This is a genomic window from Acinetobacter sp. Q186-3 (assembly GCF_013420655.1).
In the GTDB taxonomy this organism is placed as follows: Bacteria; Pseudomonadota; Gammaproteobacteria; order Pseudomonadales; family Moraxellaceae; genus Acinetobacter; species Acinetobacter indicus.
Window position 1 is genome coordinate 129,018 of the sequence record NZ_VOXS01000007.1, and the last position, 22,517, is coordinate 151,534.

Genomic DNA, 22,517 nt, shown 5'->3' on the forward strand with positions numbered 1-22,517 from the left:
TCGGTGCGCGGTTAAGCGACTTGATTTTCAAATAAATGTAATTGACTTGCTGTCAGCCAGACGGTCTGGTTTGGACGGAACTGATGCAAGCGTGCTTCTTCTGGGGTGAGGGAAATTTCAATTAAGTTCCCTTGACGGTCGTTCAGTTCTGCCAGTACTTTTCCGGCAATCCAGACTTCACGTAAGAAGGTGGCTTGAATGGCATTGTCCTGTGGCTGGGCATGAATGGTCAGCTCATCCGGGCGGGCAAAGGCAATGATCTCGCCCTGAGGCCCCTGTTGTGCGCTGGCCAGCTGAATACGGTCTTCACCCAGCTGAATCAGGCCATTGCTGTTCTGGCCTTCAAAGCGGTTGGCCTGACCCAGAAAGTCAAACACAAACGGCGTTGCCGGTTTTTCATAAACTTCACGAGGTGAGCCAATCTGCTCGATGTTACCTTTGTTCATCACCACGATCTGGTCCGCCACTTCTAAAGCTTCTTCCTGATCATGTGTCACAAAAATTGAAGTGATATGCAATTCATCATGCAGGGTACGTAACCAGCGGCGTAGTTCTTTACGCACTTTGGCATCCAGCGCACCAAACGGTTCATCCAGCAGCAGGACACGTGGTTCAACGGCTAAGGCACGCGCCAGGGCAATACGCTGACGCTGACCGCCAGACAATTGTGCTGGATAACGGTCGGCCAGAAAGCCGAGTTGCACCAGATCAAGCAGGCGGGTCACGCGTTTTTTAATTTCAGCTTCCGATGGACGAGTGGCACGCGGACGTACACGTAAACCAAAGGCAATGTTGTCAAAAACGGTCATGTGACGGAACAGCGCATAATGCTGGAAGACGAAACCGACCTGACGCTCACGCACGTGGACATCGGTGGCATCCTGACCTTCCAGAATCACCTGACCGCCATCGGCAGATTCCAAACCGGCAATAATCCGCAGCAGGGTGGTTTTACCACAGCCCGATGGACCTAGGAGAGCCACCAGCTGGCCATCTGGAAAATCGAGGGAGATATTGTTCAGTGCATGGAATGCACCAAAGTGTTTTTCAATATTTTTAACTTGAATACTCATGAGGTCATTCCTTAAGAAACTGTTGAATCTTCATTACGTTTGTCCTGCTTTTCCTGACGGATTTCGACCCAGGTTTTCAGGATCAAGGTCACAATCGCCAGCAGGGCCAGCAGGGATGACACCGCAAACGCAGCACTGAAGGTATATTCGTTATAGAGAATCTCAACGTGTAAGGGCAAAGTATTGGTTTCACCGCGAATGTGTCCAGACACGACTGATACCGCACCAAACTCACCCATCGCCCGGGCATTACACAGAATGACACCGTAAATCAGGCCCCATTTAATATTCGGCAAGGTAACTTTCCAGAAGGTTTGCCAGCCAGAGGCACCCAGTACAATGGCCGCTTCTTCTTCTTCGGTGCCTTGTGCTTCCATAAGTGGAATCAGTTCACGTGCCACAAACGGTACGGTAATAAAGATGGTGGCAATGACAATCGCTGGCACGGCATACAAAATCTTGATGTCGTTGTCCATTAACCAGTTGCCCATCCAGCCCTGGGTACCAAAAATCAGTACCAGCATCATCCCGGCAATGACGGGAGAGACCGAGAACGGCAAATCAATGATGGTGGTCAGAATTGATTTACCCGGGAAGTTAAACTTGGCCACCGACCAGGCTGCGGCTACACCAAACACCACGTTGAGTGGAACGGCAATGGCCGCGGTGAGTAAAGTCAGTTTGACCGCAGATAAGGTATCTGGATGTACCAGCGCCTGGGTATACACGCCCACGCCTTGTTTAAAGGCTTCAACGAACACCAGAATTAACGGCAGAATCAGGCAGCTCAGGAAGAAAATCAGGGCAATGGCCAGTAAGGTGTAGCGAACCCAGGTCGGTTCACGGGTGGCATCACGCGATTGCAGCTTGTCGGCCAAAGCATTGCTGTTGGTATTTAAACTCATCGGGCTGTTCTCCCTGTACGACGGCTGGCCCATGCTTGTAACAAGTTAATTAGGAACAGCATCACAAATGAAATCAGCAGCATTACCACCGCAATAGTGGTTGCACCGGCATAATCATATTCTTCTAAACGGGAGATAATCATCAGCGGGGCAATTTCAGTTTCAAAAGGCTGGTTCCCGGCAATGAAGATTACCGAACCATATTCACCCACGCCACGGGCAAAGGCCAGGGCAAAACCAGTAATTAATGCCGGCAGTAAAATCGGGAAAATCACTTTGGTAACAATCTGCAGACGGTTTGCGCCCAGAGCAGATGCCGCTTCTTCCAGCTCGGTTTCCAAATCGCTGAGTACCGGCTGTACGGTACGCACCACAAATGGAATACCAATGAAGATCAGGGCCAGGGTAATCCCGATAGGGGTATAGGCCACCTGAATGCCTAAAGGCTCCAGATACTGACCAATCCAGCCGGTAGGTGCATATAAAGAGGTCAGGGCAATACCGGCCACGGCGGTCGGTAAGGCAAAAGGTAAATCGACCAGCGCATCAATCAGGCGTTTGCCCGGAAAGCGGTAACGCACCAGACACCAGGCCAGCAATAAACCAAAAACGACGTTCACCAGCGCTGCGATCAGCGCAGCACTAAAACTTAACTGCAAAGATTTTAAGATACGTTCAGAACTTAAAATTTCCCATAAACCTTCCCAGCCAATGTCCAGCGATTTTAAAAATACGGCAGACAAAGGAATCAGAACGATTAATGATAAATACGCTAGGGTAAAGCCTAGAGAAAGACCAAATCCTGGCAGCACTCGGGACCGCTGCGACATGATTACTCCTCAAAGAGAGAATGCGGGCTGAAATCAGCCAGCGAAAAATAAATAAATTTCGGCACAAGCATAATTTGCGAGGGTTAAATTGCAAATTTAAATAAATACTTGCTGTCATCAGTAATACTGATATGCTGCATAGCCTTTTCTGAAATCAGGTAGTTCCAGAGTTCAGGAAAAGGACCAAAACCAGAGGCGACATTAATATGCCCGACATGGCCCAAGCTTACCGGTTCTAATTGCCAGGACTGCGCCAGTTCCAGTGCATGTTCGGCATTTAACCAGGGATCATTTTCACTGATTAGCATGCTGGCCGGAACCTGAACTTGCAGCTGATGAAAATAGTCCTGATAGTCATGCTGGCTGTCACGGGCAAAACCGGCTTCACCAAAACGGCCCGGGTTGGCCGGCGCCACCAGTACCAGATTCTTGACCTTGCGTTGCAGCGCCGGGTATTGCGCCAGAGCGGCTACGGTAGTCAGGCAGCCAAAGCTATGCGCCACAATTTGCAGCGGTGCATCAATAGCCGCCACGGTGCTTCGGAACTGTTCTACCCAAGTTTTGAGTACCGGGGCATTCCAGTCCTGCTGCTCGACGCGGGAGCAGGACATGAGCTGTCGTTGTAACCAGGATTGCCAGTGGCCATATTCACTGCCACCCACGCCCGGAACAATTACGGTATGAATCATGTCGATGCTCCTTTGCTTACCCTACAGTTGCTGATGCTACAGCTGAATTATTTCGCGCTATTGGCTTTTACAATTTGGTCGAAAATGCCGCCATTTTCAAAATGTGCAGACTGGACTTTGGCCCAGCCCCCAAATTCCTGATCTACCGTGACCAGCTTTAAGGGCCTGAACACCTGGCTGTATTTCTTTAATGCTGCTTCGCTACGAGGACGATAATAATGTTTGCCGGCTAAATCCTGTCCGAGTGGGGAATACAGGAAGTTTAAATAGCCTTGGGCCAAATATTTGTTGCCATGTTTTTCCGCATTTTTATCAACAATGGCCACCGGTGGTTCTGCCAGTACCGACAGGCTTGGGGTAATAATTTCAAATTTACCCGGCTGCTCACGAATGGCGAGATGCGCTTCATTTTCCCAGGCCAGCAGCACATCACCAATGCCACGCTCGGCAAAGGTGGTGGTTGAACCGCGGGCGCCTGAATCCAGAACTTTGGTGTTTTTATAAATTTTACGTACAAATTCCTGTGCAGTTTGATCATTGCCACCCGGCTGATGTTTAGCCCAAGCCCAGGCGGCCAGATAGTTCCAGCGTGCACCGCCTGAGGTTTTCGGGTTCGGGGTAATAATGCCCACACCCGGCTTGACCAGATCGCCCCAGTCCTGAATGCCTTTCGGGTTGCCTTTACGCACTAAAAATACAATGGTCGAGGTATAAGGTGTCGAGTTATGTGGTAATTTCTTTTGCCAGTCTGCCGGAAACAGTTTGGCTTTTTCCGCAATTACATCAATATCGGCGGCCAAAGCCAGTGTCACCACATCGGCACTCAGGCCATCAATTACGGCACGGGCCTGCTTGCCTGAACCGCCATGCGACTGTTTAAAATTAATTTTTTGTCCGGTCCGGCTTTCCCAGTATTTGCCGAACTGTTTATTCACATCATCATATAATTCACGGGTCGGGTCATACGACACGTTCAGAAAATCTTTTGCAGCAACACCAAAGGAGGATGCCGAAATTAATGCGGCCAGTACCCCAATTTTTAATTTTGTAAAACTCATGACTAACCTCAAATTTTTCGCTGTTTTGTAACATGAGGCAAGAATAGCGCTGGTCTTATTCCTAAAAAAATAATAAAAAATGAATTTTATATGAATAAAAAAGAAATATAAATAGATCTTCCATTCTTACACTAAAGCCAGCTCAAATGGATACTTGTTGTATGCAATGTTTTAAGAATGCTGAGGAAATATCGGCCGTTTCAGTGCTGGACCGTGCCTTTCATTATGGCGATGGCTGCTTTAGTACCGCGCGCATCCGCAATGGCCAGATTGAACTGGAGGCCTTACATCTGCTCCGGTTACAACGCGGCTGTGAGCGTTTGTATTTAAATGCCAATCTGGCGTTTATCCAGCAGTCGATTCAACAGCTGCAGCAGCATTATCCGCAGGTTAATGGCACCTTAAAAATCATCATCAGTCGGGGAGATGGACAGCGCGGTTATAGCCTGCCCGCACAAGATGCTGATGTCTGGGTCTTTTTTTATCCTAAAGCAGTGGATGATTTCCACTATGAAAAAATCGCCAGTGGTGTGTTGAAACAAGCGATGGGACTGAGTATGCCGCAGCTGGTCGGTATTAAAAGCCTGAACCGTTTAGAACAGGTGATACTGAAAAAAGAAGCCGATGCGCAGGGCTGGCCAGAAGCCTTGGTGACTGATGTGCAAGGCTCGGTTGTTGAAGGGGTGAGCAGTAATTGTTTCATTCTTATAAACAATGAATGGATTACGCCGGAACTTCGCTATAATGGCGTCCACGGCGTGATGCGGGCTGAAATTCTGGCCCGTATGCAGCAGCACGGCATTTCCTGTCGCCAGCGTTATGTCGATATGGAAGAAATTGCGCAGTTCCAGAGTCTGTTTTTCTGTAATGCGCTCAGTCCGATGAAAATCGTGACCCAGCTCGATGCACGCCTTTTAGATGTTCAAGCCTGTATTGAACTGTTTAATCGTCTTCAATTGAATCAGATGCATTAATATGTCTTCATCCCGCTCTAAAACGAAAAAGAAAAACAAGCCTCGCTCCCCATTACCGATGAAAGGTATTTTAACCCTGTTATTGGGCGTACTCCTCATTGTCGTGGTGATGCTCTGGTCCAGCCTGTTTAAAGACTATCCGGTAAAAGGCCAGAAAGAATTACTGGCCATTGGCGATGGCGATACCTATTCCGGTTTTATTGATCGTCTGGAAAAAAATGATCAGGTCAGTTTCCCGATTATTTTGAAGCTGTATCAGAAAATCATGATTCATGATTCGATGAAAGCCGGGGTTTATGAAATCCAGCAGGGCATGAGCATCCGTGAAGTCATGGAAATGATCTCCAATGCGGAAAATGCGCAGATGAACCGGATTCTGGTCATTGAAGGCACCACTTTTAAACAGCTGGTACAGCGTCTGCAAAAGGATGAACTGGTGACTAAAGAAGTCAGCCATCTTCCGACCGATCAATTATTAAAAGCGCTGAATATTCCGTTTGAGCATCCAGAAGGCCTGTTTGCGCCAGATACCTATTTCTTTGCCAAGGGCGAATCGGACCGTAAAATTCTGACCGATTTATATCAGCGTCAGATGAAAGCACTGGATGAAGCCTGGGCCAACCGTGCACCAGATTTACCGTACAAGAATAAATATGAAGCGCTGGTGATGGCGTCGATTATTGAAAAAGAAACCCATGTCGATAGCGAACTGCGTCAGGTCTCTGGCGTATTTGTGCGCCGTTTAAAGATAGGCATGCGTTTACAAACTGACCCAACCGTCATTTACGGGATGGGCGACAAATATCAGGGCAATATTACCCGTAAGGATTTACGCACCCCAACCCCGTACAATACCTATACCATCTATGGTTTGCCGCCAACACCAATTGCACTGCCAAGCAAACGCGCGATTGAAGCAGCAATGCATCCGGATGATTCCGACAATCTTTATTTTGTCGCCACCGGTGATGGCGGGCATAAATTCAGTACCAATCTGCAAGATCATAACCGCGCAGTTCAGGAATATCTGGCGGTCATTCGTGCGAAGAACAAGGAGTGAGCATGTTTATTAGCTTTGAAGGCACCGAAGGGGTAGGTAAAACCACGCTCATCCGTCGTATTTATGAACATTTGCAGGCTCAAGGCAGTGAAGTAGTGCTAACCCGTGAACCGGGTGGCACCCCGATGGCCGAGCAGATTCGCAGTCTGCTGCTTTCAGTCAATCATGACGAGCAGATGTGTAATGATACTGAATTACTGCTGATGTACGCAGCGCGCGCCCAGCATCTGGCGCAGGTGATTCTGCCTGCACTGGCAGCTGGCAAAACGGTACTCTGTGACCGCTTTACTGATGCCAGCTTTGCCTATCAGTGTGCTGGGCGTGGCCTAAACCGGGAAAAGTTGCAATTGCTGAACCAGAATTTTGTTTCGCACATGCCGGCTCTGACTTTCTGGCTGGATGCACCGATTGAACTGGGCATGTCCCGTGCGCGTGAACGTGGTGCGCTGGACCGTTTTGAACAGGAAAAAGTCACCTTTTTTGAAAAGGTGCGTGCTGGTTATCAGGAGTTGTGGCAGGCAGAACCAGAACGGATTAAACGTTTAGATGCCACCCAAAGTCCGGGTCTGGTCTTTGCCGAGGCGCTCAAATATTTACAGACAGTCGCTGCTTAAATTTGGGTCAAGACTAAAAATCTTCTATAGTAGCGTGATGATAGAGGATTTTTTGATCACAATGAAAAGTAACCGTGCTGAAATTATTGAATTTTTACAACAAGAATTTCCCCAGAGCCTGGAAAAATGCGAGATTGATGCGGTCACGCCCATGGGTGCCTGCTTGACCTATCGGGTTGGGGAAAGTGAATTACGTCCGGGCGGCACGATCTCTGGTCCGACCATGATGACAGCCGCGGATCTGGCTTTATATGTGGCGATTCTGGGCCAGATTGGGATTGTCGGGTTGGCGGTTACCACCAACCTGAATATCAATTTTTTACGCAAACCGGCCGGTGGACAAAACCTGCGGGCGGAATGCCGGCTCATGAAACTGGGTAAAAGTCTGGCCGTGGGTGAAGTCTGGATTTATTCAGTCGGGCAGGAGGAACCGGTGGCGCATGTGACCGGAACCTATTCAATTCCACCCCAAGTGGCTTGATTCTCAGGTCACTTGTTCTTTTGATCTGGCTCGCTTGATTTTATCCTTTTCTTACTCGTCTTAATTTTGCTTGCTTCAGTTTCTTCGCCAATCTGATGCTTCCAGCTTTTTATTTTTTGAAGCCTATTTAATTCGCCGAAAAGCACCCTCCGAATTATTTAAAACTTATCCTTATATTTCAGCAAAATCGCTTTATTGATTTACATGATGTTACTTATTAATTACTCAAAGTTACATATCTTAAATCTTACTCCAATCAAGTGGTTAATTTTTAACCTTAAATATTTCATTCTTTGTCTAAGGTGTTGTTCCCTCAAAAATTGCTCTAGGCTCTAGGCCTGTTGAAAAATGATCAAATGAGGGGGGAAATGCTTAAATTTAAAAATAAAATGATCCAGGGCGCAATTTTCGATATGGATGGCACAATGTTTGATACTGAGCGTTTACGGTTTCAAACCTTGAAACAGGCATCTCGGGAATTGATTGGAGTCGAGTTCAGCGATGACTATTTAATGGGTTGTCTGGGCTTGAGTGCGCGGAGTGCCAAACAGCTGGCACAGGCTGAATATGGTGAAGATATTCCCTATACCGAAATTCGCCAGCGTGCCGATGAGCTGGAACTGGAAAGTGTGCGTCAGTTTGGCGTGCCGATTAAAACCGGTTTGCTACAGGTGCTGGAGCGCTTGCGTAAATCCGGGCTGCGCATGGCAGTGGCGACGTCCAGTCGCCGTGCCATTGCCGAAGAATATTTAATTAATGCCAATGTCTATAAATTTTTTGATGTACTGGTGTGCGGAGATGAAGTCCAACGTGGCAAACCGCATCCGGAAATTTTCCTGACCGCTGCGCAAAAGCTGAATCTCTCCGCCAGTGACTGTTTCATGTTTGAAGATTCAGACAATGGTGTGACCTCGGCCTATGCAGCGCAGGGCATTACCGTGCTGCTGCGGGACATTAAAGCACCAAATGAACAGATGCTGTCTAAGGCGCATTACTACTATGAAAGCATGGAAGATTATCTGGAAGATTTAAACCTGTATATTCCGGCCTTGGGCATGCCCAGCCTGCAGGAAGCCTTTCCACAAACCTTGAACCAGCTAACTGTCGGAATCCATGGTTTTGGTGCGATTGGTGGCGGTTATCTGGCGCAGGTATTATCGCATTGGGATGGTTATACCCGTCCGAAACGGATTTACGCTTCTACCCGTAACCAGCTGTATCGCTCTGCGGTGAATGCTTTTGGCACCTATTGCATTCGTTATGGGCAAATGTCCTATGATGAACGTATTGAAAACATGAGCATTATTGATGCAGATAACCTGCAGCACATGCAGGAGATGTATATCGAATCCAGCTTGATTGCCTTATGTCTGCCAGAAAAAGCGCTGAGCAGCGAAGCTGAGGTGATTGCGCAAGGCCTGTATGCACGTTATCTGGCCCATCAGGACCAGCCGGCTGCGCCTTTAACCGTGCTGATTATTTTAAATAAAGTCGGTGCCAAGCAGTTATTGCTGGAGCATATCCGTAAAGCCCTGGTGGCCTTAAGTGATGTGCAGACCGCACAAGCCATTTTAGCGCAGCATTATTTCTGCGATACCGTGGTCAACCGTATGGTATCCAAACTGACTGACCAGAACCTGTACCGCCAGCTACGGATTAAATACAACATCTTCAAGCAGTCGCAAACGGAAGATGAAGCCGAGCCGGTTGAAATTGAGGATAACACCCGTTTGCAGCCGGAGCAGGAACGTCAGGCCAGCCTGTATGTGGAAGATTTGCGCCGTAATTTCCAGCCGAGTCATATTCTGCAAACGATGGATCTCATTCTGTTTAATGCAGAAATTGACATGCCAATTTATGTAGAAAATGCCAGCCCGTTACTACAAAAAATGCGGCAGATGATTCTGGTCGAAGACATCAGTGAAATCCAGCTGATTAAAAACCGGCTCTGGAACGGGGTGCATGCCATGCTTGCCTGGTATGCCAGCCTGCGTGGTCATCAAACCATTGGTGTGGCTCTGGCCGACCCGCAGATTGAACAGTTCATGCAGCAGTTGTTGCAGCAGGTTCAGCAGGGACTGGCGGTGGTGTTACCACACCGGCAACACGACCTGCATGTACTGGCACAAAGTTTTGCAAACTCCTGTGTCCATGCCTATAAAGACCCGTGTGCGCGGGTGGCGCGTGATCCGCTACGCAAGCTCAGTGCATCCGAGCGGGTGTTAGGTTCAATTGCCAGCAATGCCCAGGCCGGGTTGCCGTATCAGTTTTTGGCACAAGGTGCTTTATTGGGCTATGTCTATGCGGTGCAAACCCATCAGCTGACCGAGGCGCAGGCTTTGGCACATTTACAGACACAATTGCAGCAGCCACATTTCTCGGCACAAGTGGCACTGACTTTACGTAATTATGTGCAGACCTATCTGCCGCAATTGCTGTCCGGAGTGCTAGAACCTGAGCAGTTGCCATTATTAAAGCCAACCTCGAGTGCAGCGCAATATGCTTCAACTTGAGGAACCATTCGGCTGAAACCATTTTTGGCTGATCCCAAGAAAAAACCGAATCACATCCTGCGATTCGGTTTTTTATCTTTCAGAACTGAAGATGGCACAAGTGTTTTAAGCCGGCACATCCTCATTCACCAATGGCGTTTCTACCTGGAAGTTTGGCGGCGTGAGGACAGTTTTACGCAGCTCATCTGCCAGTTCTGGATAATCTAGGGTGTAATGCAGGCCACGCGATTCTTTACGCTGCATGGCACAACGCACAATCATTTCTGAAACCAGCACCAGATTACGCAGTTCAATCAGGTTTTTACTGACTTTGTAGTCTTGATAATACTCGGTAATTTCGCGTTTCAGCATTTCAATACGGTGCAGGGCACGTTGCAAACGCTTGGTGGTGCGGACAATTCCGACATAGTTCCACATGGTGGCGCGCAGTTCATCCCAGTTTTGTAGAATTACCACATCTTCATCGGGATGGGTCACTTGAGAATCATCCCAGGCCGGCACATTTGGTGATTGATAATCGGGCTTGAATTCAGCCTGAATATGTTCAGCAGCACTCATGCCATATACAAAACATTCTAAAAGTGAGTTACTGGCCATACGGTTAGCACCATGCAGGCCGGTATAAGACGTTTCACCAATGGCATACAGGCCGGCAATATCGGTCTGGCTGTGTTCATCAACCACTACACCGCCACAGGTATAATGCGCTGCCGGGACCACCGGAATCATATCTTTGGTGATGTCGATGCCCAATTCCAGTAAACGCGCATACAGGGTCGGGAAGTGTTCTTTAACAAACTCGGCCGGTTTATGGGTGATGTCTAGCCAGACATGACGAATCCCCAGACGCTTGATTTCAAAGTCAATCGCACGTGCCACAATATCACGTGGTGCCAGTTCGGCACGCTCATCGAAACGTAGCATAAAGCGTTCACCATCTGGCAGGCGTAAATAGGCGCCTTCACCGCGCATGGCTTCGGTAATCAAGAAGGAACGGGCTTGCGGATGGTATAAACAGGTCGGATGGAACTGGTTAAATTCCATATTGGCGACGCGACAACCGGCGCGGTAGGCCATGGCAATCCCGTCACCGGTGGCAATATCCGGGTTAGAGGTGTACAGATAGGCTTTCATGGCACCGCCGCAGGCCAGTGCGGTAAAGGGTGCCAGGAAGGTATCAATCTGGTCGGTGTTTTCATCCAGGGCATACAGGCCCAATGCACGATTGTTACCGGTTTGACCGAGTTTCTGTGTGGTAATCAGGTCAATGGCAACAAAGTTTTCAAAAATCTGGATATTCTGTTTTTCTCTGGCCCGCTGGACCAGTGTCGTTGAAATGGCACGTCCCGTGGCATCTGCTGCGTGAATGATCCGGCGCTGGGAGTGGCCGCCTTCACGGGTTAAATGCAGTTGTTCCTGTTCATCGAGGGTAAATTGAACGCCATGTTCAAGCAGGAAATCGACCGAAGGTTTACCGCCCTCTACAGTTTGTTGCACGGCATTCAGTTCACATAAATGCGCGCCTGCAATCATTGTGTCATCTATATGCTGTTGAATAGAGTCGGTTTCATCCAGTACGGCTGCGACCCCACCTTGGGCATAAAAGGTGCTGGCATCAGTCAGGGCCGACTTGGCCAGCACGGCAATTTTAAAATGAGCTGGTAATGACAGTGCCAGACTTAAACCTGCGCCGCCACTACCCACAATGATCACATCAAAATGATGAGTTGCATGTAAATTAGACATGTCCATTAGCTAATTTGAAAAAAGTCTGGTAATGACAACGCTTTTTAAAACAAAAGGCAAGGGTCAAGATGCTTATTAATGATGAGAAAAAGCAATAAAACTCCATTTTATAAAAAATGGCATAAGCACTTGTATCCTGTTGAGGAATTGAACATATTATTACGAAATCTTAAAAAGCGTTATGTTAAAAACAGAACATCACATTTTTATAAACAAATTGAGTGAATGCTATATATGAATAATCGCTACTTACAGAAGGGTCTCTATGCAGCTGTGTTCACTATGGCATCTGTTCAAGCACAGGCCTCTACTTCAGTAGATTTTTCCAACCTGGTTGAACAGGTCAGCCCCGGTGTTGTCAGTGTCAATGTAGTCAAACGTTTAAGCCAGGAAGAGCTGTTACAACAACAGGTTCCGGAACTGTTACGCCGTTTCTTTGGCGATGGGGTAGTGATTCCGCAGCGTCAGGCACCACAGGAAAAAACCGGTTATGGCAGTGCCTTCTTTATTAGCAAAGATGGCTACCTGCTCACTAACCACCATGTGATTGAAAATGCCTCCAAAGTCACCATTGTCCTGAATGATCGCCGTGAAATTGATGCCACCGTGGTCGGCAGTGATGAACGGACCGATGTGGCCTTGCTGAAAGTATCTGGCAGCAACTTCCCTGAACTGCGTACCGGTAATGTTGATCGCCTGAAAGTCGGTGAGCCGGTGCTGGCGATTGGTTCACCATTTGGTTTTGACTATTCCGCCTCTGCCGGTATTGTCAGCGCCAAAATGCGTAACATGATGGGGGAAACCTCGGTGCCGTTCATTCAGACTGACGTTGCCTTAAACCCGGGGAACTCGGGTGGACCGCTATTTAACCAGCGCGGTGAAGTGGTTGGAGTCAACTCGCGCATCTTTAGTGGAACGGGCGGTTATATGGGTCTGTCTTTCTCGATTCCGATTGATGTCGCCATGGAAGTGGCAGACCAGTTAAAACAGCATGGTAAAGTCACTCGTTCCTATTTAGGTGTGAGCCTGCAGGATATTGACCGGACGCTGGCAGAATCGTATCGGCTGGATAAACCGGAAGGGTCCTTAATTACCCAGGTGGCACCGGATTCTCCAGCCGCCAAAGCCGGCTTGCGTGCCGGTGATGTGATCTTAAAATACAATGGCACGCCAATTTCACGTACCAGCGAATTACTCAATTATCTGAACCGTACTGCCCCTAAACAGACCATCCAGCTGGAAATTTTACGCGATGACCGTCGCCGGAATATCTCAGCCACTTTAAGTACCGCACCAGATGACACCCCGGCCAAGAGCAATGTCACGCCAAGCCAGAATAAAGGTCCGGTACTTGGGGTCGCAATCCGGAATCTATCAGCAGCAGAAATGCGTCAATTGGAAATTAAAGGCGGCGTGCTGATTCAGGAAGTCCGTCCGGGCAGTATTGCAGCGCAGTCGCGCATTTTACCGGGTGATGTTATCGTGCAGCTGAACAATAGCCCAGTCACCGACAGCAACAGCTTTGTTCAGGCGGTTTCGCAGCTGAAAAAGGGCAGCGTGGCGCGCGTGACCTTAATCCGTCAGGGACAGCGTGCCATTGTCGGCATGCGAATTTCCTGATCTGAGTCAATCGAAAACCACAGCTTGCTGTGGTTTTTTATTTTTCAATTTATCTGGGGCCAATTTTCAGTAGACTAGGGGCTAAATACCCGATGCAACAGTACAGTAACAGAGCATGAGCAGTACATTTTTTGATTTAAAACTTCAGGTTCAACCCGAGCATATCGACAGTCTGGGCCATGTCAATAACGTGGTCTATGTGCAGTGGATGCAGGATGTGGCCAGCGCCCATATTGAAACCTTAGGCCTGGGCATGGCGCAGTTTCTGGAAATGAAACATGCCATGGTGGCGGTGGAGCATCATGTGCAGTATCGCAAGCCTGCATTTGCCGGTGAAGAGCTGATTTTAAGAACCTGGCTCAGTGAAATTAATGCGCTGTACCTGTTTCGCCAGTATGTGTTTTATCGTCCGCAGGACCAGAGCGTGCTGTTTGTCGCGCAGACCAAATGGGCCTGTGTGGAAATAGACAGCGGCCGTCCAAAACGCATGTCGCCAAGTTTTTCCCAGGCGTATCAGCCTATTCCAGCCGATCTGAATCCGATGGATTTTAACCAGTATCCGCCACAGCCGGCATAAGCATCGTCACTGGCCGGTTTGTATCGGATGATCTAAAACCGGCCGGGCCGAAAAGCTTTGCATTATTTTGGATACTTTAAAAAATCCATCTGCTATAATCCTTCGCAATTTCTATTCGGCTTTTGCTGTGCACTGAATCTGGTTTGCATAGCGCGTTATTTTTTAAGGTAGCCCATGGCGCAAGCTAAAAAATCTGTTGATATTAAAAACATTCGTAACTTCTCGATCATTGCACATATCGATCATGGCAAGTCGACCCTTGCGGATCGTTTCATTCAGACCTGTGGCGGTTTGCAGGATCGCGAAATGCAGGCGCAAGTACTGGACTCAATGGAACTTGAGCGTGAACGTGGGATTACCATTAAAGCGACTTCGGTGACCTTGTACTATACCCATCCGAATGGTCAGGAATACCAGTTAAACTTCATTGACACTCCGGGACACGTTGACTTTTCTTATGAAGTTTCACGTTCACTGGCAGCGTGTGAAGGCGCACTACTGGTGGTTGATGCTGCCCAGGGCGTAGAAGCACAATCGGTCGCCAACTGCTATACCGCGATTGAGCAGGGTCTGGAAGTGCTGCCAATTCTGAACAAGATTGACCTGCCGCAAGCAGAGCCTGAACGCGTGATTCAGGAAATTGAAGATATTATTGGTATTGAAGCAACCGATGCGCCGACCTGTTCAGCCAAAACTGGTCTGGGCATTGCAGGTGTTTTAGAGCGTCTGGTCGATGTCATTCCAGCACCAACCGGTGATCGTGATGCGCCATTACAAGCTTTAATTGTCGACTCATGGTTTGATAACTACCTGGGTGTTGTGTCTCTGGTGCGTGTGAAGCAGGGCCGTGTGCGTAAAGGCGACAAGATGTTGATGAAGTCAACCGGTCAAACGCACATCATTACCTCTGTGGGTATTTTCAATCCGAAACATACTGAAACCGATATTCTGGAAGCGGGCGAAGTCGGCTTCGTGATTGCCGGCATTAAAGACATTTTTGGTGCACCAGTCGGCGATACCATCACTTTGGCAACCACGCCAGAAGTGGAAGTGTTACCGGGCTTCAAGAAAGTAAAACCGCAGGTCTATGCCGGTTTGTTCCCGATTGATGCCAGCGATTTTGAACCGTTCCGTGAAGCACTGCAAAAGCTGCAAATCAATGACTCGGCGCTGTTCTTTGAACCAGAAAGTTCGGATGCGCTCGGTTTTGGTTTCCGCTGTGGCTTCCTTGGTATGCTGCACATGGAAATCGTTCAGGAACGTTTAGAACGTGAATACGATCTGGACCTGATTTCTTCTGCGCCTACGGTTATTTATGAAGCCGTAATGAAAAATGGCCAGACCGTGTACATCGACAGTCCATCGAAAATGCCAGACGGTTCCACTGTTGAAGACTTACGTGAACCGATTGCCGAATGTCACATTCTGGTGCCGCAAGAATACTTGGGTAACGTCATGACCTTGTGTATCGAGCGTCGTGGTGTGCAAAAAGACATGAAATTCATGAGTAATCAGGTATCCATTACCTTTGAAATTCCAATGGCCGAAGTGGTGATGGATTTCTTTGATAAATTGAAATCCTGCTCACGTGGTTTTGCATCACTAGATTACAACTTCGTGCGTTTTGAAAGTTCATCACTGGTGAAAGTCGATGTCTTGATTAACGGTGAAAAAGTCGATGCGCTGGCAATGATCTGTCACCGTCAGGATGCCCGTCACCGTGGTATTGCGCTGGTTGAAAAAATGAAAGACCTGATTCCGCGTCAGATGTTTGATGTCGCAATTCAGGCGGCCATTGGGGCGCAAATTATTGCCCGTTCAACGGTAAAAGCCATGCGTAAGAACGTATTGGCCAAATGTTATGGCGGTGACGTGTCGCGTAAGAAGAAACTGCTGGCCAAGCAGAAAGAAGGTAAGAAACGTATGAAGCAAGTGGGTAGCGTTGAAATCCCACAAGAAGCGTTCTTAGCTGTATTAAAAGTCGAACGCTAATAAGATTAGAAGGATAAACGCCCATGGATTTTGATTTTAATTTGATCCTCGTTCCTGCCACGCTGTTTTTTATTGCTGTGTGGTTGCTGGATAAATTTGTCTTCAAGCAAAGACAGACCAAAGGGCGGGGCAATGAAAATTTCATTATCACATGGGCGTATGACTTCTGGCCGGTACTGGCCGTTGTGCTGGTGCTGCGTTCGTTCCTTTATGAGCCGTTTAACATCCCGTCAGATTCAATGGTGCCGACCTTGGAAACCGGGGATTTTATTCTGGTAAATAAATTTGACTATGGCGTGCGTTTGCCAATCGTCAACAGAAAAATTATTGATACCGGTTCGCCAGAACGCGGTGATGTGGCGGTGTTCCGTTATCCGCCACAACCAAGCATTAGCTACATTAAGCGGATTGTGGGTTTGCCGGGTGATCATATTGTTTATGATCATGGCCAATTTACCATTAACGGCGAAAAGGTGCAGAAAGTTGCACTGGAATTTAGCCGTGAAAAAGACAGCCTCGATACACCCAACTCGATTTACCATCAGGAAACTTTAGGCAAGCATACTTTTACCATGCGTGAACTGGAAGGCGTAAACGTGGCGCGTCAGGCACCCTTTATTAATTATATTGAAAATGGTAAATATGCTTCTACAAATGGTTTATATTGGGAAGTCAAAGTTCCAGAAGGTCATTACTTCGCGTTAGGGGATAACCGCGATCAGAGTGCTGACAGCCGTTTCTGGGGTTTTGTACCTGAAGAAAACCTGACCGGCCGTGCCGTTTATATCTGGATGCACAAAGAGCCTGGTTTTAAATTGCCGTCTTTTAGCCGAAACGGCAGCATAGATTAAAATCATCCATTAGGAAAATAACAAAATGCGTCATCAACAAGGGGCATCGTATATTGCAATTCTGGTTGCAATTATTGGTTTTGCTTTTATGGCAAAAATTGCAGTTGCGGTTTGGGGACCGTATTTCGATGATCGAATGCTGGATAACCAGATTAAAGAGCAGTTGATTCATGGACCCAAAAACCTGAGTCCGCAAAAATTCATTGGGGAAATGGATAAGCGTTTAAGTATGAACAACATTCGTGATATTAAATTTGCGGATGTTGCCCAGGTCACCAATGTAGATGGTCTACAGGTGAAGAAAGACTATGAGATAAGAAAACCGTTCTTATTGAATATTGATATTGTCATGAAATTCGAGAAAAGTTTTGATCAAAGCTCAGTCCAAGCTCAATGAAACGCGTTTGGCCAGCCGCATCGGATACCAGTTTAAACAGCCGGATCTGCTCAAGCTGGCGCTGACGCATCGTTCGGTCAGTCACAAACACAACTATGAACGCCTAGAATTTCTAGGCGATTCACTTTTAGGGATGATTATTGCCAATTATCTCTACACCGCCTATCCGCAGGAAAATGAAGGGCGGCTGACCCGTATGCGCGCAACACTGGTGCGTCAGGAAGCACTGGGTAAAATCGCCAATGATTTAAAACTCAGTCAAAATTTAATTCTCAGTACCGGTGAATTGAAATCAGGCGGTCATCATCGTGAGTCTATACTTGCAGATGCAGTCGAGGCGATTATTGGTGCGATTTATATCGACTGTGGGGATTTAAACCTGCTACAGACGATTGTGTTAAAATGGTACGTGCCTTATCTGGATCATATTGAGCCAACCGATCAGCTCAAAGATCCGAAATCACGCCTACAAGAGTATTTACAAGCACGTAAAAAACCTCTCCCAGTTTACGAGGTTGTAGATATTCAGGGTGATGCCCCGAACCAGCATTTCAAGGTGGAATGCCGGGTCGATGCTTTACCGGTAATGAAAGGTGAAGGTTCTAGCCGCCGCTTTGCCGAGCAGGCAGTTGCCGCGGAAATTTTAAAACTCTTGGAGCAAACGTCTCAATGACAATCCATTCCGATCACAACGATGCTGATCACGAGTCGCAAAGCGACAGCCACGATTTAATCAATCAATTCTTCAGTTCACAAGGTCAGGAAATTCCATCGGATTACCGTAGCGGATTTGTGGCCATTGTGGGCCGGCCAAACGTGGGTAAATCTACCTTGATGAACCACCTGTTGGGTCAAAAACTGTCTATTACCTCGCGTAAGCCGCAAACCACCCGCCATAAAATTGTCGGGATTGATTCGCGTGAAAAATCTCAGGCGGTCTATGTCGATACCCCGGGGATGCACAAAAAAGAAGTGCGTGCCATCAACAAAATGATGAACCGTGCCGCGCACTCGGCGCTGCGAGATGTGAATCTGGTATTATTCGTCGTCGATGCACAAAAATGGACCCAGAACGATGAACTCGTACTGGAGAAATTGAAAAATGCAGACATGCCAGTCATTCTGGTGATCAATAAACTGGATACCTTCGAGAATAAAAATCAGGCGCTGCCGCTGATTCAGGAGCGTGCCAAGCTGATGAACTTTGCAGAAATTGTGCCAGTATCCGCGCTGCGTGGTGCCAATCTGGAACATCTGCGTGACACCATCGAGCAGTATCTGCCATTCCAGCCACCGTTATATTCATTTGATCAGGTTACCGACCGTTCCGAGCGCTTCCTGGCCTCTGAAATTATTCGTGAAAAAATCATGCGTCAGCTCGGTGAAGAACTGCCATATGATTTAACCGTACAGATTGAATCATTTAAAACCGAAGAGCCGGCTTTAAATGAAAAAACCGGTCGTATGAAACCGGCTTGTACCTATATTGATGCCACCATCTTCGTAGACCGTCCGGGCCAAAAAGCCATTGTGATTGGTGAAAAAGGTGCTAAGCTGAAAAAAATCGGGATGGATGCCCGTGTCGATATGGAAAAAATGTTCGAACAGAAAATCATGCTCACGCTTTGGGTGAAAGTCAAAGGTGGCTGGTCAGATGATGAACGTGCATTAAAAAGCTTGGGATATAGCGATATCTAAGCCATGAAACGAGGAACTGTAATGACCAAAATTGCTGTGATTTTAGCCTGCATGTTCATGCTGCAGGGCTGTATTCATAAGGTGGTTACAGTTCCGGTTAAAGTGGCCTATAAAACCACCAAAGGCGTGGTCAAAGGCACGGCTGCTGTGGTCGGTGCAGTCATTCCCGATGGGGATGAAGAAGATGAAAGCAAAAAGAAAGATGATTAGGCTGATATCCTGCCCGCATGCGTAATGAAGTCTTGCATGGCTACCTGATCCATCATCGTAAATACCGCGAGCGTAGTCATATTGTGCATCTGTTTACCCAGGAATATGGGCGGATTGATGGTATTTTAAGACAAACCCCGCCACCACAATATCAACCGATTAGCCTGCAGGCCTCGGGTAAATCTGAACTGAAAAATTTTACCAAACTGGAAATTATCAACCAGCCCGTATTTTTCTTTGGCGATGCCTTTTTCTCCGGTTTTTATCTGAATGAAATTTTGCTGCGTCTGTGTCCGCTCGAAGTCGAGATGCCCGAGACTTTTCTGCAATATGCCACGACTTTGCAGCAATTGCAGCAGCTGTCGAGCCATCCGCAGCCGAACAGCTTTTTAAGACAGATTCTGCGCCAGTTTGAGCATGTGTTGCTGCAAGAACTGGGTTATGCCATCGACTTTGAAGTGGATGCCAACCAGCAGCCGATTGGTGCAACGCAGCAGTACCAGTTTTTATTAAATGAAGGCTTTATGCCAACGGCGCAGGCTTCCCGTTCTGGCTTAAGTGGCGCGCAGATTTTGAGTATGCGTGACCATGAAAAGGGTAGGGATTTTAATCCAGAACAGTTACAATTACTGTCTAAATTATATCGGCAGATGATCAGCTCCCTGCTGGGAGATCGGCCGTTAAAAAGTCGTCAATTGTGGATACAGAACTCCCAAACACAATCGTAATTAGGAAAAGAGTATGGCTGCATTACTTGGTGTAAATATTGACCATGTTGCAACATTGCGACAAGCACGTGGCACCACTTACCCAGATCCGGTCAATGCCGCACTGATTTGTGAACAGGCTGGTGCAGAGGGTATTACCTTGCATCTGCGTGAAGATCGTCGTCATATTCAGGATGATGATGTGCGTCGTATGCGTCCATTGCTGAAAACCCGCATGAATCTGGAAATGGCGGTGACTGATGAAATGGTCGAGTTCGCCAAAGAAATCAAACCGCATCATGTTTGCTTTGTCCCGGAAAAACGCCAGGAAGTCACCACTGAAGGTGGACTGGATGTGGTCGGTAATTTTGCGGCGGTAAAAGCGGCAACGCAGGCTCTCTCTGTTCTGGGTTGTGATGTATCCCTGTTTATTGATGCTGACTTTGCCCAGATTGATGCCGCAGTTGCTTGTGGTGCACCAACCATTGAAATTCATACCGGTGCCTACGCCGATGCTGAAACCGCAGAGGCGCAGCAGGCTGAGCTGGAACGTATTGTGAAAGGTGCCGAATATGCCGCGGCCAAAGGTCTGGTGGTGAATGCCGGCCATGGCCTGAATTTAGATAACGTGACGCCGATTGCCGCAATTCCGCAAATTCACGAACTGAATATTGGTCACTCGCTCATTGCCGATGCGGTGTTTGTGGGTCTGGCCCAAGCTGTACAGCAAATGAAAGCAGCGATTAAAGCTGCACGATAATCCTGAAGTTTTTGTATGTCGACAATCAATTATGATGAACTCATGAAGCCGGTGATCGGCTTCCTGGGCTGTGAAACCCCGCAAGCCTGGCTGGATGAAGCGCTGAACAATCTGGAAATCCTGATGCAGGATCATGCCAACTGCGAGAAAAAAGCCGCCGGTACAGCCATGAACCTGATGTTCCGCTACAGCTTCTTTACTGATTTGCAGGTCAAACTGGCGCAACTGGTTCGTGAAGAAATGCTGCATTATGAACAGGTGCTGGAATTTATGAACAAACGCGGACAGGAGTGGAAAGGCTTGAGCGCAGGCCGTTATGCCGGCGGCTTACGCAAAGAAATCCGTACCTATGAGCCAGAAGCGTTAATTGATGTACTGGTGATTGGCGCCTTTGTAGAAGCGCGTTCCTGCGAGCGGTTTTATGCCTTGGCACCGCATGTTGATGAAGAGCTGGGGCGTTACTACCGCTATTTGCTGAAATCTGAATCGCGTCATTATGAAGATTATCTGGCACTAGCATTGGACGTTGCCAAAACTGCCAAGCTAAAAAATCCGGAAGAAGATATTCAGGGCCGGATTCAGCATATTCGTGAAGTGGAAAAAAATCTGATTTTAAGCCCGGATGATACTTTCCGTTTCCATAGCGGTGTGCCGGCGCAGGCAGCTTGAAACAGTCAATATTTTTTGAGAGAAAACGGGACTTCGGTTCCGTTTTTTTATGGCTGCGAGAAGGGGAATCAGGATTGATCTGCCTGTTTGAAGATAGAACTGATCTGCTGATGGACGTCTTGCTATTAGATCGCTCGGGAAGATGTCATCCTCTTTTGGCAGCCTTCAGATGTGAATCGCTGTGGGAATTAAAAAGATTGGAAGCTATAAATTTTGGCAATAAAAAGCCCAAGTCTTAAATGCTTGGGCTTTCTTGAATTTGGCTCTCCCACCTGGGCTCGAACCAGGGACCTGCGGATTAACAGTCCGTCGCTCTACCGACTGAGCTATGGGAGAATCTGAATGCGATTATAGAGGGATTTCAGCAGGGGTCAAGCGAAAACTGTCATCTTTTTTACATTTAAAGTTTATATGCTTTTTATTTGTGCAAAATAAAATAAAACACGAAAAAATCTTGCAAAGCAAAAAATCTGTTGTTAGATTAAATCCAGAAAGTCGTTTGACCAAATGGTTAAACAGTGTGGATTTAAACCAACTTGCCAGCACAAAAATGGCTAAATCGGAGACAGCGAATGAATACGCTCAGCATCCCTGAAATTTTTGCAAATCTCAATTTTTACAAAGACAACTACCTTTCTCTTATCAGCAATCCAGCAGATTATTATACGCCTGTTGCTTCGGCCTATATCAACATATGGCCAGTCGGGCATGTCGATCTGTATCTGGGTGATTTACTGCAGCTGTGGTTTAGTGAAAAATGGCTGATCAATGGGCCATGTTTCCAGCTTTCAGAGCATCCGGATCATGCGATCCGCACGCCATTACAGCGCAGCCAGGATTTATACCTGTATCAGCTTGCCGGCAGTGCCTTGTCGGGTAGTAACCGCTGCCGGGTCTGGTCGGCTTCTGAACAAAAAAAACTGCGGGTGAGTCTGGATAGTGCCTTTAAATATTACTGTATTTATAAGGGTACAGACCGTCCTGACATCTCACGCAGTCAGCTCATTCAGGCGCTGAAAAAGGCCATCTAACCGTTATCTATGGTCCGCTGAATTGAGCGTTTAGAGTTAAATCAGGCCATAAAAAAAACCGC

23 protein-coding genes and 1 tRNA gene are annotated in these 22,517 nt (G+C 47.5%); 17 read left to right on the forward strand and 7 right to left on the reverse strand.

Annotated elements, in window-relative coordinates:
• Window positions 1-11: 11 nt before the first annotated feature.
• The 5 genes from FTT64_RS08480 to FTT64_RS08500 form a co-directional block, all read right to left on the reverse strand.
• On the reverse strand, window positions 12-1,073 hold the full coding sequence (locus FTT64_RS08480) for a sulfate/molybdate ABC transporter ATP-binding protein (RefSeq protein ID WP_005176652.1): 1,062 nt from the start codon (window positions 1,071-1,073) through the stop codon (window positions 12-14).
• A gap of 11 nt (window positions 1,074-1,084) precedes the next feature.
• Window positions 1,085-1,978 (reverse strand): sulfate ABC transporter permease subunit CysW, encoded by an 894-nt coding sequence (gene cysW / locus FTT64_RS08485; RefSeq protein ID WP_075167788.1) that lies wholly within the window; start codon window positions 1,976-1,978, stop codon window positions 1,085-1,087.
• On the reverse strand, window positions 1,975-2,808 hold the full coding sequence (gene cysT / locus FTT64_RS08490) for a sulfate ABC transporter permease subunit CysT (protein WP_005176654.1): 834 nt from the start codon (window positions 2,806-2,808) through the stop codon (window positions 1,975-1,977). Before cysT ends, cysW begins: the two co-directional genes overlap by 4 nt.
• Before the next feature lie 83 nt (window positions 2,809-2,891).
• Window positions 2,892-3,497, reverse strand: coding sequence for an alpha/beta hydrolase (locus FTT64_RS08495; protein ID WP_104472953.1), 606 nt, complete (start codon window positions 3,495-3,497; stop codon window positions 2,892-2,894).
• A gap of 47 nt (window positions 3,498-3,544) precedes the next feature.
• Window positions 3,545-4,555: a sulfate ABC transporter substrate-binding protein gene (locus FTT64_RS08500; protein WP_180103839.1), complete on the reverse strand. Its 1,011-nt coding sequence runs from the start codon at window positions 4,553-4,555 to the stop codon at window positions 3,545-3,547.
• 161 nt (window positions 4,556-4,716) lie between these two features.
• Here FTT64_RS08500 and pabC point away from each other — a divergent pair, with 161 nt between their 5' ends.
• From pabC to mtlD, 5 genes are all read left to right on the forward strand, one after another.
• Window positions 4,717-5,529 (forward strand): aminodeoxychorismate lyase, encoded by an 813-nt coding sequence (gene pabC, locus FTT64_RS08505; protein ID WP_152342235.1) that lies wholly within the window; start codon window positions 4,717-4,719, stop codon window positions 5,527-5,529.
• 58 nt (window positions 5,530-5,587) lie between these two features.
• Complete coding sequence (mltG, locus tag FTT64_RS08510) at window positions 5,588-6,589, forward strand: endolytic transglycosylase MltG (RefSeq protein ID WP_373685930.1); 1,002 nt, start codon at window positions 5,588-5,590, stop codon at window positions 6,587-6,589.
• A 2-nt stretch (window positions 6,590-6,591) separates the two neighbouring features.
• Window positions 6,592-7,203: a dTMP kinase gene (gene tmk, locus FTT64_RS08515; RefSeq protein WP_180182280.1), complete on the forward strand. Its 612-nt coding sequence runs from the start codon at window positions 6,592-6,594 to the stop codon at window positions 7,201-7,203.
• A 61-nt stretch (window positions 7,204-7,264) separates the two neighbouring features.
• Window positions 7,265-7,684: a PaaI family thioesterase gene (locus FTT64_RS08520; RefSeq protein WP_045795123.1), complete on the forward strand. Its 420-nt coding sequence runs from the start codon at window positions 7,265-7,267 to the stop codon at window positions 7,682-7,684.
• Between the two features lie 368 nt (window positions 7,685-8,052).
• The gene (gene mtlD, locus FTT64_RS08525; RefSeq protein ID WP_180182281.1) at window positions 8,053-10,197 is read left to right on the forward strand and encodes a bifunctional mannitol-1-phosphate dehydrogenase/phosphatase; all 2,145 of its coding nucleotides are present in this window, start codon (window positions 8,053-8,055) and stop codon (window positions 10,195-10,197) included.
• A 105-nt stretch (window positions 10,198-10,302) separates the two neighbouring features.
• Here mtlD and nadB read toward each other — a convergent pair whose 3' ends face one another.
• On the reverse strand, window positions 10,303-11,949 hold the full coding sequence (gene nadB / locus FTT64_RS08530; protein WP_075174747.1) for an L-aspartate oxidase: 1,647 nt from the start codon (window positions 11,947-11,949) through the stop codon (window positions 10,303-10,305).
• A 228-nt stretch (window positions 11,950-12,177) separates the two neighbouring features.
• On the opposite strand from nadB, the gene FTT64_RS08535 reads away from it, so the two are divergent.
• The 11 genes from FTT64_RS08535 (at window position 12,178) to FTT64_RS08585 (ending at window position 21,424) form a co-directional block, all read left to right on the forward strand.
• Complete coding sequence (locus FTT64_RS08535) at window positions 12,178-13,563, forward strand: Do family serine endopeptidase (RefSeq protein WP_180006689.1); 1,386 nt, start codon at window positions 12,178-12,180, stop codon at window positions 13,561-13,563.
• A gap of 115 nt (window positions 13,564-13,678) precedes the next feature.
• On the forward strand, window positions 13,679-14,140 hold the full coding sequence (locus tag FTT64_RS08540) for a thioesterase family protein (protein ID WP_163145962.1): 462 nt from the start codon (window positions 13,679-13,681) through the stop codon (window positions 14,138-14,140).
• A 174-nt stretch (window positions 14,141-14,314) separates the two neighbouring features.
• Entirely contained in the window at window positions 14,315-16,132 is a 1,818-nt protein-coding gene (lepA, locus tag FTT64_RS08545; RefSeq protein WP_005176673.1) for a translation elongation factor 4, read from the forward strand.
• 23 nt (window positions 16,133-16,155) lie between these two features.
• On the forward strand, window positions 16,156-16,983 hold the full coding sequence (lepB, locus tag FTT64_RS08550) for a signal peptidase I (protein ID WP_180182282.1): 828 nt from the start codon (window positions 16,156-16,158) through the stop codon (window positions 16,981-16,983).
• Window positions 16,984-17,008: 25 nt separating this feature from the next.
• Entirely contained in the window at window positions 17,009-17,380 is a 372-nt protein-coding gene (locus FTT64_RS08555; protein ID WP_005176678.1) for a DUF4845 domain-containing protein, read from the forward strand.
• The gene (gene rnc, locus FTT64_RS08560; protein WP_005176685.1) at window positions 17,352-18,053 is read left to right on the forward strand and encodes a ribonuclease III; all 702 of its coding nucleotides are present in this window, start codon (window positions 17,352-17,354) and stop codon (window positions 18,051-18,053) included. The genes FTT64_RS08555 and rnc overlap by 29 nt, the downstream gene beginning before the upstream one ends.
• Entirely contained in the window at window positions 18,050-19,078 is a 1,029-nt protein-coding gene (gene era / locus FTT64_RS08565) for a GTPase Era (protein WP_016660033.1), read from the forward strand. The genes rnc and era overlap by 4 nt, the downstream gene beginning before the upstream one ends.
• A gap of 21 nt (window positions 19,079-19,099) precedes the next feature.
• Window positions 19,100-19,288 (forward strand): NF038104 family lipoprotein, encoded by a 189-nt coding sequence (locus FTT64_RS08570; RefSeq protein ID WP_005176688.1) that lies wholly within the window; start codon window positions 19,100-19,102, stop codon window positions 19,286-19,288.
• Window positions 19,289-19,305: 17 nt separating this feature from the next.
• Window positions 19,306-20,016, forward strand: a complete 711-nt coding sequence (locus FTT64_RS08575) for a DNA repair protein RecO (protein ID WP_016660035.1) — start codon at window positions 19,306-19,308, stop codon at window positions 20,014-20,016.
• 13 nt (window positions 20,017-20,029) lie between these two features.
• Window positions 20,030-20,755 carry a pyridoxine 5'-phosphate synthase gene (pdxJ, locus tag FTT64_RS08580; protein WP_016660036.1) on the forward strand — a complete coding sequence of 242 codons (726 nt, stop codon included), beginning with the start codon at window positions 20,030-20,032 and terminating at the stop codon, window positions 20,753-20,755.
• Between the two features lie 15 nt (window positions 20,756-20,770).
• Window positions 20,771-21,424 carry a tRNA-(ms[2]io[6]A)-hydroxylase gene (locus FTT64_RS08585; protein WP_005176696.1) on the forward strand — a complete coding sequence of 218 codons (654 nt, stop codon included), beginning with the start codon at window positions 20,771-20,773 and terminating at the stop codon, window positions 21,422-21,424.
• Between the two features lie 260 nt (window positions 21,425-21,684).
• Here the strand turns inward: FTT64_RS08585 and FTT64_RS08590 are convergent.
• A tRNA-Asn gene (locus FTT64_RS08590) sits at window positions 21,685-21,760 on the reverse strand.
• Window positions 21,761-21,996: 236 nt separating this feature from the next.
• Here FTT64_RS08590 and FTT64_RS08595 point away from each other — a divergent pair.
• Window positions 21,997-22,455: a hypothetical protein gene (locus FTT64_RS08595; RefSeq protein WP_168414577.1), complete on the forward strand. Its 459-nt coding sequence runs from the start codon at window positions 21,997-21,999 to the stop codon at window positions 22,453-22,455.
• Window positions 22,456-22,517: the final 62 nt, after the last annotated feature.

What these genes read in the sequence shown, in the direction of transcription:
- FTT64_RS08480 (WP_005176652.1), bottom strand. Translation starts at nt 1,073, where the DNA reads ATGAGTATTCAAGTTAAAAATATTGAAAAACACTTTGGTGCATTCCAT.
- cysW (WP_075167788.1), bottom strand. Translation starts at nt 1,978, where the DNA reads ATGAGTTTAAATACCAACAGCAATGCTTTGGCCGACAAGCTGCAATCG.
- cysT (WP_005176654.1), bottom strand. Translation starts at nt 2,808, where the DNA reads ATGTCGCAGCGGTCCCGAGTGCTGCCAGGATTTGGTCTTTCTCTAGGC.
- FTT64_RS08495 (WP_104472953.1), bottom strand. Translation starts at nt 3,497, where the DNA reads ATGATTCATACCGTAATTGTTCCGGGCGTGGGTGGCAGTGAATATGGC.
- FTT64_RS08500 (WP_180103839.1), bottom strand. Translation starts at nt 4,555, where the DNA reads ATGAGTTTTACAAAATTAAAAATTGGGGTACTGGCCGCATTAATTTCG.
- pabC (WP_152342235.1), top strand. Translation starts at nt 4,717, where the DNA reads ATGCAATGTTTTAAGAATGCTGAGGAAATATCGGCCGTTTCAGTGCTG.
- mltG (WP_373685930.1), top strand. Translation starts at nt 5,588, where the DNA reads ATGAAAGGTATTTTAACCCTGTTATTGGGCGTACTCCTCATTGTCGTG.
- tmk (WP_180182280.1), top strand. Translation starts at nt 6,592, where the DNA reads ATGTTTATTAGCTTTGAAGGCACCGAAGGGGTAGGTAAAACCACGCTC.
- FTT64_RS08520 (WP_045795123.1), top strand. Translation starts at nt 7,265, where the DNA reads ATGAAAAGTAACCGTGCTGAAATTATTGAATTTTTACAACAAGAATTT.
- mtlD (WP_180182281.1), top strand. Translation starts at nt 8,053, where the DNA reads ATGCTTAAATTTAAAAATAAAATGATCCAGGGCGCAATTTTCGATATG.
- nadB (WP_075174747.1), bottom strand. Translation starts at nt 11,949, where the DNA reads ATGGACATGTCTAATTTACATGCAACTCATCATTTTGATGTGATCATT.
- FTT64_RS08535 (WP_180006689.1), top strand. Translation starts at nt 12,178, where the DNA reads ATGAATAATCGCTACTTACAGAAGGGTCTCTATGCAGCTGTGTTCACT.
- FTT64_RS08540 (WP_163145962.1), top strand. Translation starts at nt 13,679, where the DNA reads ATGAGCAGTACATTTTTTGATTTAAAACTTCAGGTTCAACCCGAGCAT.
- lepA (WP_005176673.1), top strand. Translation starts at nt 14,315, where the DNA reads ATGGCGCAAGCTAAAAAATCTGTTGATATTAAAAACATTCGTAACTTC.
- lepB (WP_180182282.1), top strand. Translation starts at nt 16,156, where the DNA reads ATGGATTTTGATTTTAATTTGATCCTCGTTCCTGCCACGCTGTTTTTT.
- FTT64_RS08555 (WP_005176678.1), top strand. Translation starts at nt 17,009, where the DNA reads ATGCGTCATCAACAAGGGGCATCGTATATTGCAATTCTGGTTGCAATT.
- era (WP_016660033.1), top strand. Translation starts at nt 18,050, where the DNA reads ATGACAATCCATTCCGATCACAACGATGCTGATCACGAGTCGCAAAGC.
- FTT64_RS08570 (WP_005176688.1), top strand. Translation starts at nt 19,100, where the DNA reads ATGACCAAAATTGCTGTGATTTTAGCCTGCATGTTCATGCTGCAGGGC.
- FTT64_RS08575 (WP_016660035.1), top strand. Translation starts at nt 19,306, where the DNA reads ATGCGTAATGAAGTCTTGCATGGCTACCTGATCCATCATCGTAAATAC.
- pdxJ (WP_016660036.1), top strand. Translation starts at nt 20,030, where the DNA reads ATGGCTGCATTACTTGGTGTAAATATTGACCATGTTGCAACATTGCGA.
- FTT64_RS08585 (WP_005176696.1), top strand. Translation starts at nt 20,771, where the DNA reads ATGTCGACAATCAATTATGATGAACTCATGAAGCCGGTGATCGGCTTC.
- FTT64_RS08595 (WP_168414577.1), top strand. Translation starts at nt 21,997, where the DNA reads ATGAATACGCTCAGCATCCCTGAAATTTTTGCAAATCTCAATTTTTAC.